Genomic DNA, 12,075 nt, shown 5'->3' on the forward strand with positions numbered 1-12,075 from the left:
ATGAAAAAAATATTTTTAAGCGCCGCAATGCTAACAGTTGCTATCGCATTTGGACAAAAAAAAGAAATCGCAGCAGCCGTAAAGGCGATTGATGCTGGAGATATGGCTACGACTAACGCACAGATTGCACAGGCAGAAAGCGCGATGGGCAATAAAACTTTTATGCTAGAACCGGCTCTTTTAGAGCAGTATTATTACGCTAAAGGTTTATCGTTAATGAAATCAGGTAAGACCTTAGAAGGCGCTTCCTATTTAGCGAAGATTAATGATCTTGCGAAGAATAAAATCTACGCCGGAAAAGACGCTTCGAAAAATAAAGTATATTACGTTGGAAAAGCTGCAGCAGACGAATCAGGAATTCAAGGTTTAAAGGAAGAATCTTACGTTCCTGCTTTAACGAACAAACTTTCCGCAGCAGTTAATCCTGTTCTTCAGGCTGCCAATAAACAGGCTTTCGAAGCATTCGAAAAAGAAAATTTTGAAGTAGCCGGAAAGAAATTCCAGGAAACCTATAATTTGTTAAAAGCTTTAGGCAGCGACGATCAAACGTTACTTCTAAACGCTGCTGTTGCCTACTCCAAAGGTGGGAAAACTGATGATGCAATTTCGATGTACAATGAATTAATTAATTCAGGATATACAGGTGTTGGAAAAACGTATACTGCGAAAAATAAAAAGTCTGGAGCAGTCGAAAGTTTACCCAAAACGGATTATGAAATTTTCCAGAAGATGGGTGCTTCTTCAGAATACACCGATTTCAAAATTGAAACTTCACCAAGTATTGAGAAACAACTTTATGTAACCAATGCTAATAATCTATACGCTGCGAAACGTTACGATGAAGCAATCGCGTTGGCAGATAAAGGTTTAAAGAAATTCCCCAATGATGATGTCTTGACAAATGTTAAAGGATTATCTTATTTTAACTCAGGAAAATCTTCTGAATTCATTGACATTCTTAAACTACAAGTTGCCAAAAATCCGAAGGATTATGAAAGCTGGTTCAACTTAGGAATTATGCAGAAAAATGATCCTGCCTTAGCAAAAGATGCTAAATCCTCTTTTGAGAAAGCAGTAGAAGTAAAAGCTGATTATATTCCAGCTTATCAAAATCTTGCATTTTTAGTAATGGGAGACGATGCAAAAGCGATTGATGATTATAACGCCTCACGAAAAGCAGGCAAAATTGAAGCGGCCAACAAAATTATGGAAGACAGAAGAGCGAGATTAGCTGCTGCTGTGCCGTATGCTGAGAAATGGTATCAATATGACTCGAATAATATCGAGGCAGTTGGTTTGTTGAAAGGATTGTATATGTCGACCAAAAACGAGGCAAAACATCAAGAGTTTAAAGCCAAAGAAGAAGCGATGAAAGCTGCTCAAAAATAAAATCTAATTAACTAGATTTAGTCAAAGTATATCGAATTCATTTTCGATATACTTTTTTTTTGAAGTAGTTTGAAGAATCATTTAGTAAAACTTTAAGACTCATCTTTTTTACGAACCGCTATTTCTTTGTAAATTCACGATTAAATTTTATAATATGACTTCATCAGAAAAAATAATGGCGCTTCGCCAAAAAATGTCAGAAAATAATATCGATGCCTTTATTGTCTATTCTGCCGATCCGCATATGAGTGAATATTTACCAGATGAGTGGCAAGAAAGAACTTGGCTTTCTGGTTTTACGGGTTCTGCTGGGTTCGTCGTTATTACCAAAGATAAAGGTGGACTGTGGACAGACGGACGGTATTTCGTACAAGCGCCCATTGAATTAAAAGATTCTGGGATTGATTTATTCAAAGACGGAATGGAGGGAACGCCCAATTACATCGACTGGATTAATACTGAAATTCCAACCGAGGGCACCGTGGCTGTAAATGCAATTGCAACTTCACACGCCAACTGGGAACTTTTGCTGGAGAAACTAGCCGCGAAAGGAAACAAATTAGTAGATCTACCTTTATTAAAAGAGATCTGGACGGATAGAAATACGAACGCTCAGAAAAATCCAGTTTTCGTACATCCAATCGAGAGAGCTGGGAAATCAGTTGTTGATAAGTTGGCAGACATTCGAAATAAAATGACGGACTTAGATGCTTCCGTTCATATCATCTCAAGTTTAGATGATGTTGCCTGGACGCTTAATTTACGTGGCTCCGATGTTCAGTCGAATCCCGTGTTTTTAGGCTATATTATTTTAACAAAAAATGAAACGAAACTCTTTGTCGATTTAGAAAAACTCGACGTTGATTCTAGAAAGCAAATGGATGACGCCTGGGTTAAGATGTTTCCGTACGAAAAGTTTTTCAGCGAATTAAATGATATTAAAGACGAAAAAATATTAATTTCCCCAAATAGCAATCAGTCTATTTTTGAAGCTTTAAAAGAAAGCAATACTTTTATTAAAGCTGCAGTTCCAGGAAATTTAATGAAAGCCATTAAAAACGAAACCGAATTGCAAGGGTTCAGAACCGTGATGCAGAGAGATGGAGTAGCGATGGTAAAATTCCTTTATTGGTTGACCCATCAAGCTGGAAAAGAAAGCTTGACCGAATATTCGATTGGTGAAAAACTAAGAGGTTTCCGTTCAGAAGGTAAAAACTTTGTGGGAGAAAGCTTCGGAAGTATCGTCGGCTACAAAGAGAACGGTGCGATTATGCACTATTCCGCGAAAAGCGAAGGCAGTAAAGAAGTCACGAATCAAGACACGATTTTAGTGGATTCAGGTGGTCAATATTTAGAAGGAACTACAGACATCACGCGTACTTTCGCTTTGGGAACCGCGACCGCCGAATTTAAAGAAGATTGTACTTTGGCCTTAAAAGGTTTAATTCAATTATCGATGGTCAAGTTTCCGAAAGGAACTCGTGGCGTTCAGTTAGATGGTTTTGCAAGGCTAGCGTTGTGGAAAGAAGGCAAGGATTACAACCACGGAACCGGTCACGGTGTGGGTAGTTTTATGAATGTACACGAAGGTCCGCAGAATATTCGCAAAGACATGAATATGCAGGAATTGATTCCAGGTATGGTCTTGTCAAATGAGCCAGGTTTCTATTACGAGAATCATTATGGAATTCGTCATGAAAATTTAATCGCGGTAACCGAGAAAGAAACGACCGATTTTGGAACGTTCTACGAATTTGAAACTTTAACGATTTGTCCGTTCGACCGCAACGTCATCAACACGGATTTGTTGACTCAACCAGAAAAAGACTGGATGAATAAATACCACGATTGGTGCAAAGAAAAATTAGAAAACGATCTCCAAGGCGAAGTCAAAGACTGGTTCCTGGAACAGGTTCAACCATTGTAAATATTTAAAGTGTAGATTTTTCTACACTTTTTTTATTAGAGCGTGTCCCAAGGGCCGGGCTATTCATTGCAATCTTTTTGTTTTGCCTGACCAAGTCCGAGCGAATCGTTGAGGCGTGTTCCTGCAAAACAAAAAGGATTTCCATTGCTATCCCTCACGCAAACCGTTATTCAATTGAGGAGAACTTTTTAATTAGCTCAAAACATATTTTTGACCAGCTCAAAGCTCTAAAAAGACGTTTATTTTTTCGACCAATTCATCTCGTGTAATTTTTTAATCTCCTCCAATAGTTCACCTTCCGCCGGACCGCGAACTTCCACATTTTTTATAATATCTTCAACAGGCAAGAAGTTAATTGGGGCCGCTGGAAGATCAAACTTCTTTTGCCATTCGCCGAGCTGTTTGGCGGAACTCAAATAAACCAAGGTACCCAAACCGACCCAACCATGCGCCGCAGAACACATCGGGCAATGTTCACCGGTAGTGTACATTGTCGTTTTTGCACAATCTTCCTTCGATAAATTCTCGGCTGCCCAATAAGCCAAATCAATCTCTGGGTGTGCTAAAATGGTTTTTTCGTTCACGCGGTTTCTCGCGTCAGCGATAATTTCGCCAGCTTGGTTTACTAAGACAGAACCGAAAGCTTCATCTCCCGCTGCTACTGATTCTTTAGCAAGTTCTAGGCATCTGCGTAAATATTTTTCGTCAGTCGTCGTAATGTTGTTTTTCATTTTTTTTTAGTTTTGATTAAAAGCAAACCATGTTGCATTTAGGAATATAAATCAGCAGCCACGCGATACGTATTGGTATGTGCGTTGATAATTGTTTTTATGTCTGGCGAGTAACCACCGCCCATACTACACTGAACGGGAATTTGAAATTTTTCACAATTGGAAAAAACAATTTCATCGCGCGTCTTACAACCTTCCAAAGTGCAATTTAAATTTCCGAGTTTGTCCGATTCTAAAATGTCAACGCCACTCAAGTAAAAGATAAAATCAGGTTTTTCCTGGTTGATCAGCTTTGGTACATATTTATTAACGATAGTTAGATATTCATCGTCAGAAGTCCCTGTAGCCAATCCAATATCCAGCTTAGAAGTTTCTTTTTTGAAGGGATAATTAGTCTGGCCATGCACGGAGAAAGTAAATACGTTTGGATTATCTTGAAATATTTCGGCCGTTCCATTTCCTTGATGAACATCTAAATCAATGATTAGAATTTTTGTCGCTAAACGATGATTTAATAAATAAGTGGCAGCAATTGCCTGATCATTCAACATGCAAAAACCTTCCCCGCGATAGGTGAAAGCGTGATGAGTTCCGCCCGCAATATTAAAGGCAACACCATTATTCAAAGCGCTTTCACAACCTGTAATCGTTCCTTGCGAAATTCTCAACTCTCTCTCCACCAGTTCTGCGCTAAGCGGAAAACCTATTTTGCGCACCGCTTTTACATCCAAAGTTAAATTGAGTAACTGGTCAACATAATCTTTTTCGTGAACCGCATAGATGTGTTTCAAATCTGCAGGTTCTGGCGTGAAGAAATCACTTTCCTCCGCAATTCCCTCCAATAACAACTGTTGAGGCAATAACTCATATTTCAACATCGGAAATTTATGCCCTTCCGGCAAAGGATGTTTGTAAATGGAATGGTAGGCGATGGGAAGCATTGATTTCTTTTTTTAAGAATATAAAATTTTGACGTGAAAGAGGTCAAATATTAAATAGATTTATCGACAACTTTGGTAATAGGTACGGCGATCTATCTTTAATTAACAACAATGAATTGAAAGTTTAAGGAATATTTCTCTTCATTAAACTAGATGAATAACGAATTGATTCGCCTTGTTATCAGCTAATTACTTCCAAAGCCTTCCAATAAAATTCAAAGCGTTCTGACTGCTTATTTTTTTCATCTGCTCAGCTCCAAATTGCTGCTCCAAAATTTTATTAATTTCCGGATAACAAGCTGCGTTGTCATGTTCTTTAAAATAGAATGGAATTCTGGACTTGTCGGGATTGTCTTTGGTGTAAAAATAATCAGCGCCGTAACATATCGCATTTTCACCTCCTAATTTCAATCCATGAGCAGCATGTTCCTGAAGAGCTTCTGCTTTTTCGGGATTGACGAACGCTCGGACAAAATTCAGTCCGATTAATCCTTGTTGATGAATAATTTCCTGAGCAACATCATCTGGTAAATTCCGGGCGTGCTCAAACACCAGACGGTAATTAGAATGGCTCGCTATAATCGGAACCGTGATATTTTCTTTAGAAACATAATTCAAAATATCATAAGCCAAAGCATCGCTGGTATGGGAGAAATCGATGGCAATGTTTTTTTTATCCATATAATCGATCAACGCTTTTCCATCGTCTTTTAAGCCAGCTGTTGAATAGTTACCACCACCAAATCTGTTTTCGGCATGATGGGTAAAACCAATGTACAATATCGATCCAACATTTTCAATAATCTGCTCTAGGTTTTTGAAACCGTCTTTTAATGGCATGTTTTCGTCACAAAAAGCCGATCCATTTTCTACCGCGGCCAACATTCCAATATTTTCACTGGTCTCAAATGTTGTTAAATGGTGTTTTTCAAAACGGTACAATTCATTTTCATCGCTATTTAACTGTTGGAAAATTTCGCTTTGCTTTAAGCCAAATTCATGACTTTTTTCTTCGGTCGCTGCAAAAATCGCCATGATTTGCAGTTTAACATTTCCTTCTTTTAAAAAAGGAATTGCGCAACCGACATCTTCTGTCTTGTAGATGGTCGTATTAGGGCGTGTCAGGTAAGTGAGTAAATCACAATGAAGGTCAATAATAGGATTTTTCATAATATTTAGAGTAGTTTATCAGAATTGCTGTTCGTGTTGATACGGACGCAGATTGTTAAAATTTTAATGGACTAAAATACCACTTTTGAAGCGAGTAAACGAATCAAAAATTGATTTTGAATTTGTCAAAAATGTTTGAAAGAAAGAATATGGGAATCTCTCTAATCCTTCATTTTATTTCACCGCCAATAAATTCTTCGCTCGGTGCAAATTAATTTGCTTAAAAATCACATAAATCTAAAAGATCAATTCGTCAATTAATTCAAGATAGTGAAATGGTGCTTTATAAAATCATATTATTTCCAGTGGGATTTTTCTATGGAATTAAATTTCAATTTTTTTTACGGATCCATTTCTTAGGTCATATAAATACGACATTGTTTATAACAACGGATCTTGTCATTCTGAACGGAATGGAGCAAAGCGAAATGTAGTGAAGAATCTCTTTTTTACTTTCTCTTTTCTTGAGAAGAAGGGTACTGTGTTTATTTCTAAAGAATTTTCGATATTAGTTTGAACTATTTTTAAGGAGAACTTTATGTTTATCGCCTGTAAGCAGGCGCAGTCCTGTTTACTTTTCTTCTCATAATTTGAGTTTAATACTTCCTCCCTTCTCATAGGACATACATTAGGATTAATAACCTTCTTGCAACTTCAGTTATCACTGTCTTTTTTGCTGGATTTTAATCTTTCAGATTATTGTAAATATTCTTTATTATCTAATTAATCTGCTGGTACACGAACATATACAATGCGTATCTGATAAAACTATTTCTTTTATTTGAGGTTCTTATTTTTCCTATTAGATTAACAGAATGATTTTGCTGAATATCTAAGCCTGCGTAACTGGCAAATGATTTATTGTTAGTTATCAGAGCGAAGGCATTGGTTTCAGCAACTATGTAAATTACAGTTATAAAACTCCCTAAATACTCTTCAGATTCGTAGAAATTTAGAGATAGAGAATCTTTCTTTTTATGCTATATTAAAACTTAATTACATGAGTCAAAATATTTCTTTTGTTTATTAGCTTTATTCTCTAAAGTAACAGATATTTGTAGTATTGCAAACATATGAGAAGATTAAATTAATTTAAAAAATCTGTGTTCCTCAATTCCCACACCTACCACAGCCTTCGTTACGGCACTTTATCGGTTGAAGAACTGGTGAAGCAAGCCGTCGATTCCGGTGCAAAAGAATTGGTGTTGACTGATATCAATACGGTCACAGCGATTTATGATTTCAAAAAAGAATGTGAGAAATTCAACATCAAACCAATTGTTGGCGTAGAAATTCGAAAGGAAAACCAACTCCTTTATATCACCATTGCCAAAGATGAAACAGGAATTGCCGAGATCAACCGTTTGCTGACCAATCATAATTGCGACGGCGCAGAACTTCCCCAAGTTTCTCCGGATTTTCAAAAAGTATTTGTGATTTATCCGCTTCAAAATATTCCCGAAGTTTTAAAAGAAAATGAGTTTATTGGAATTCGCTCAGAAGAATTAAATCTTTTGATTCGTCCAGAGTGGAAACAGTTTTTAGATAAAATGGTCGTGTTGCATCCAATTACTTTTAAAACAAAAAAAGAATTTAATCTTCACCGGATTTTAAGAGCCATTGATCTGAATACTTTGATTTCGAAACTTTCGGAAAGTGATTGCTGTTCTTCAAAGGAAGTTTTTGAATCTGTTGAAACGATTTTAGAGAAGTTTAAAAGATATCCGAAGATGATTCAGAATACGCAACATATTCTAGATACTTGTGAATTTAATTTTGATTTTAAAACATCAAAAAATAAAATCTATTTCACCGAAAATAAAGAAAGCGATGATTTACTTTTAAGAAAACTGGCTTACCAAGGTTTGGAGAAACGATATCCCGAAAGAACGCAAATCGCTATCGACCGAATTGAAAAAGAATTAAAAGTTGTTACTGAAATGAATTTCGCTGGCTACTTTTTAATTACTTTGGATATTGTGCAATACAGTATGAGTCGTGGTTTTCTGCATGTTGGACGTGGAAGTGGAGCGAACAGTATTGTGAGTTATTGCCTCGGAATTACAGAGATTTGTCCTATTGAACTCAATCTTTATTTCGAACGTTTTCTAAATGTCCGGCGTAGAAATCCGCCTGATTTTGATATCGACTGGAGTTGGCGGGAACGCGACGAAATTTTGAAATATATTTTCGAACGCTACGGAAAAGAGCATGTCGCATTTTGTGGAACGAATGTCGAATTTAAGTATCGCTCCATTTTCCGGGAAGTTGGGAAAGCCTTTGGGTTGCCCAAAGAAGAACTCGATGTTCTGGCGAAAAATCCCATGGCAACGCACGATGATAATAAAGTCGTCAAACTCGTTCAGAAATACGGAATGTTGCTGGAGAAATTCCCGAATCAACGCAGCATGCATTCCTGTGGAATTATTATTTCCCAGGAACCAATCACCAATTATACCGCCTTAGAAATGCCTCCGAAAGGTTTCCCCATCGTACAGTTTGATATGAATGTGGCGGAAGATATCGGTTTTGAAAAGTTTGATATTCTTTCCCAGCGCGGATTGGGAACGATCAAGGATACTTTGGATCTCGTCAAGAAAAATCAGGGAGTTGAGATTGATATTCACAACACGACAATTTTTAAAAATGATAAAAATTGTAATGATTATTTAAGCATCGGAAAAACAATTGGGTGTTTTTATATTGAAAGTCCCGCCATGCGGGGATTGTTGCGACGTTTGAAATGTGAAGATTATAAAACTTTGGTTGCGGCGTCTTCGATTATTCGTCCGGGTGTGGCGAAAAGTGGAATGATGAAGGAATATATTTTCCGACATAATAATCCTACAAAGTTTGAATATTTCCACGATGTTTTTAAAGAACAACTCGGCGAAACGTATGGAATTATGGTTTATCAGGAAGATGTGATTAAAATTGCTTTACATTTTGGTGGTGTTTCTGCAGATGATGGCGATGTGTTACGACGGGCGATGAGTGGGAAAAGTAGGTCGATAGAAAAGTTGCAGGAAGTGCGTGACCATTTTTTTGAATCTTGTGCCAGACAAGGGCATCCCGAACAATTATCCAAGGAAGTGTATCGTCAGATCGAATCGTTTGCGGGTTATTCTTTTTGCAAAGCACACTCTGCGTCGTATGCGGTGGAGAGTTATCAGAGTTTGTATTTAAAGGTTTATTATCCGATTGAGTTTATGGTTTCTGCCATTAATAACGGTGGTGGTTTTTATCGTACGGAAGTTTATGTTCACGAATGCCGAATGGGTGGTGGAAAAATTCACAATCCATGTGTGAATAAAAGTTTGTTTGAAACTACGGTTTATGGTGAAGATGTTTTTCTGGGCTTAATGCATATTGAAAAACTCGACAGTAAACTCGTGCATTTCATTCCGAATGAAAGGGAAGAAAATGGTGATTATACTTCTTTGGAAAATTTCATTAAACGTGTTCCGGTCGGAATTGAAACATTACAGACTTTAATTTTTGTGGGTGCTTTTCGTTTTACCGGAAAACCAAAAAATGAATTGTTGATTGAAGCACGGTTGCTGATGATTCATTTCAAACCGGAATATCGCTTGCCGACTTTTTTTGAAACTCCGGTGCAGGAATACCAACTTCCAGTGTTGAAAAGAAATCGATTTGAGGATGCTTTTGATGAAATAGAAATTCTGGGATTTTCTGTTTCCTGCAGTCCTTTTGATTTGTTGCAAACGAAATACCGCAGTATCATCATGGCAAGACATTTACCGCAACATCATAAACGTCAAGTGAGAATGTTGGCCTATTTAATTTCCCGAAAACATGTTCCAACCAAGAAAGGAACCATGTTTTTCGGAACCTGGATTGATGAAGAGGGAAACTTTTTCGACACGGCACATTTCCCGGATAATCTGCAAAAATATCCTTTTCAGGGTGGCGGTTGTTATTTGTTGTTGGGAATGGTAGAAGTTGATTTTCATTTTCCGACGATTACAATTTTTAAGATGGCGAAAATGCCTTTCATTCCAGATCCGAGATATGCGGAAGATCAAGAGAAGAGTTATGAAGTCCATAAAAAAATCAATGAAGATGTGAGCATGACGACGAGAAACCCTTATCCGCAAGAACATGAGATTGGATTGCCGCGGAATAAAATGGTGGTAGAGAAATGATAACGTATAAAATATTTTAATAATTTTTCCACTCTTAAAATGATCAGTACGAAGAATATTATTGTTTTATAACGACTTTGAGGATAATTTTTAAATTTGTTTAAAACTTATATGCAATGAAATCTACACGGGAAATTTTCAAAAATAATCCTTCTTTACTTCAAGAGCCGCAAGTGATTGAACTTTTGGAATATTGCGGGGAACTGGAAACCGAAATTATAGAATATAAATTTGAGAAATCGAACAGCAAAGAATTAGCAATGATCGACATGCTGCAGGAAGTGATAAAAGGATGCAGTGACTTGGAAAAAGAACAAATGGAACATGACCGTTTCGGATATGAAGCGCCGCAATATCAGGAAGCCATTTTAAATTTAAAAAGATATATTTTGAACCGTTGCAGGGATGAAAAAATCTGGCTTTAAGAGGTGTGATGTTACCTCTAAATTATTATGTTTTTTTTGTTAATTCAGATTTTCATAAATGATACTCTTTATCATAAAATCGTTTTTTCGAGCGATTCTCCTGTAATAAAACTTTCTATTACAAATTTTAAAATCCCATCTGCAGCCCGACTTAAGTGGAGCTCATTTTTTTTAGCGTTGGAAAAAGCTCGGACAAAAAATAGCGGGAACGGAAGGCGGATAGGTCTGCCCAAATTAAATATGAAATAAAGCGGACATGAAATTTTCATTCATCATTTGAATTTTTGAAATTTCAGATAAAAGATAAAAGATAAAAGATAAAAGATAAAAGATAAATGCAACATCATCCGCAGCTCAATCTTTTCCATTATAAACTGCTTTTTCAACAAATCGACTTCAATTTTAATTGAATGTTCTTATCATTTCTTTTACCCGTTACAATGGTGGTTATTCATTTTAAATTCTATAATGCTGACGAATTCATATTTTTTTCTTTAACTTTAAAATTTTATATGAAATTTTTAGCTAAAATTGATATAATTAGGTAATCTAGATTTGATGCAATTTATTGAAGTCTCCACGTTTTGTAATTTTTTTTTATGTTGAAAGTAATTCTCATCGATGATGAGCCAAGTGCGATAAAAAGTTTGAAGTGGGATATTGCCAATTCTTGTCCAGATGTACAGGTGCTGGCAAGTTTTACCAAGCCCAGAGAGGCTCTGGAATATTTGGAAGATCATGATCCCGACGTGGTGTTTTTGGATATTGAAATGCCGAAAATGGACGGGTTTCAATTTTTAGAAAAGATGGCCGATCGTGCCTTTAGGGTCGTTTTCGTCACGGCGTATAATCAGTATGCGATACAGGCGATTAATAACAGCGCGGCAGGTTACCTAATGAAACCAATAGACGCTGATGATCTGGTAACTCTTGTTGCAAAACTAAGAGCGGGGAAATTAAAGGTTAATAATAAGGAGGTTGTAGAAGATAAAGCCGTAAATCCCCGAACGGAAAAAAGGGTAGCTTTACCCATCGCGGGCCGGTTAGTTTTGGTGAGTATCGAGGATATTATCTATTGCGAAAGTAATGGTAACCAGTGCAAAATCCATTTGGTAGATGGCAGTTTGCTGCTCGTTAAAAAAATATTGAAACATCTTATTCTTATGTTGCCAGTTTCAGATTTTGTGCGCGTACACAATAGTTACGTAGTAAACTTGAGCAGAATAGCGGAATATATTCAGACTGAAAACTATCTGGTTCTGTATAATCAAAAGAAAATTCCAGTCGCACGGAATAGAAAACCTGACCTGCTGGCTAAATTGTAGC

At 36.8% G+C, this 12,075-nt stretch carries 9 protein-coding genes; 5 read left to right on the plus strand and 4 right to left on the minus strand.

Features of this window, described 5'->3' with window-relative positions; translation table 11 throughout:
* Together BMX49_RS07760 and BMX49_RS07765 are read left to right on the plus strand one after the other, a co-directional pair.
* Positions 1 to 1,389 (plus strand): tetratricopeptide repeat protein, encoded by a 1,389-nt coding sequence (locus tag BMX49_RS07760; RefSeq protein ID WP_034716214.1) that lies wholly within the window; start codon positions 1 to 3, stop codon positions 1,387 to 1,389.
* Positions 1,390 to 1,543: 154 nt separating this feature from the next.
* Positions 1,544 to 3,316 carry an aminopeptidase P family protein gene (locus BMX49_RS07765; protein ID WP_034716211.1) on the plus strand — a complete coding sequence of 591 codons (1,773 nt, stop codon included), beginning with the start codon at positions 1,544 to 1,546 and terminating at the stop codon, positions 3,314 to 3,316.
* 239 nt (positions 3,317 to 3,555) lie between these two features.
* Here BMX49_RS07765 and BMX49_RS07770 read toward each other — a convergent pair whose 3' ends face one another.
* The 4 genes from BMX49_RS07770 to BMX49_RS14935 all read right to left on the minus strand — a co-directional run bounded on the left by BMX49_RS07770 (position 3,556) and on the right by BMX49_RS14935 (position 7,075).
* Positions 3,556 to 4,047, minus strand: a complete 492-nt coding sequence (locus BMX49_RS07770; protein ID WP_034716208.1) for a nucleoside deaminase — start codon at positions 4,045 to 4,047, stop codon at positions 3,556 to 3,558.
* A 38-nt stretch (positions 4,048 to 4,085) separates the two neighbouring features.
* On the minus strand, positions 4,086 to 4,988 hold the full coding sequence (locus tag BMX49_RS07775; RefSeq protein ID WP_034716205.1) for a histone deacetylase family protein: 903 nt from the start codon (positions 4,986 to 4,988) through the stop codon (positions 4,086 to 4,088).
* A 189-nt stretch (positions 4,989 to 5,177) separates the two neighbouring features.
* Positions 5,178 to 6,158: a dipeptidase gene (locus tag BMX49_RS07780; RefSeq protein WP_034716203.1), complete on the minus strand. Its 981-nt coding sequence runs from the start codon at positions 6,156 to 6,158 to the stop codon at positions 5,178 to 5,180.
* Between the two features lie 719 nt (positions 6,159 to 6,877).
* Positions 6,878 to 7,075 (minus strand): transposase, encoded by a 198-nt coding sequence (locus BMX49_RS14935; protein ID WP_081864334.1) that lies wholly within the window; start codon positions 7,073 to 7,075, stop codon positions 6,878 to 6,880.
* A gap of 186 nt (positions 7,076 to 7,261) precedes the next feature.
* On the opposite strand from BMX49_RS14935, the gene BMX49_RS07790 reads away from it, so the two are divergent.
* The 3 genes from BMX49_RS07790 to BMX49_RS07805 all read left to right on the plus strand — a co-directional run bounded on the left by BMX49_RS07790 (position 7,262) and on the right by BMX49_RS07805 (position 12,074).
* Positions 7,262 to 10,324 carry a DNA polymerase III subunit alpha gene (locus tag BMX49_RS07790; RefSeq protein WP_034716201.1) on the plus strand — a complete coding sequence of 1,021 codons (3,063 nt, stop codon included), beginning with the start codon at positions 7,262 to 7,264 and terminating at the stop codon, positions 10,322 to 10,324.
* Between the two features lie 116 nt (positions 10,325 to 10,440).
* Positions 10,441 to 10,749, plus strand: a complete 309-nt coding sequence (locus tag BMX49_RS07795; RefSeq protein ID WP_034716198.1) for a hypothetical protein — start codon at positions 10,441 to 10,443, stop codon at positions 10,747 to 10,749.
* Positions 10,750 to 11,348: 599 nt separating this feature from the next.
* Entirely contained in the window at positions 11,349 to 12,074 is a 726-nt protein-coding gene (locus BMX49_RS07805; RefSeq protein WP_034716194.1) for a LytR/AlgR family response regulator transcription factor, read from the plus strand.
* Position 12,075: the final 1 nt, after the last annotated feature.

This window comes from Kaistella antarctica, assembly GCF_900109615.1.
Lineage (GTDB): Bacteria > Bacteroidota > Bacteroidia > Flavobacteriales > Weeksellaceae > Kaistella > Kaistella antarctica.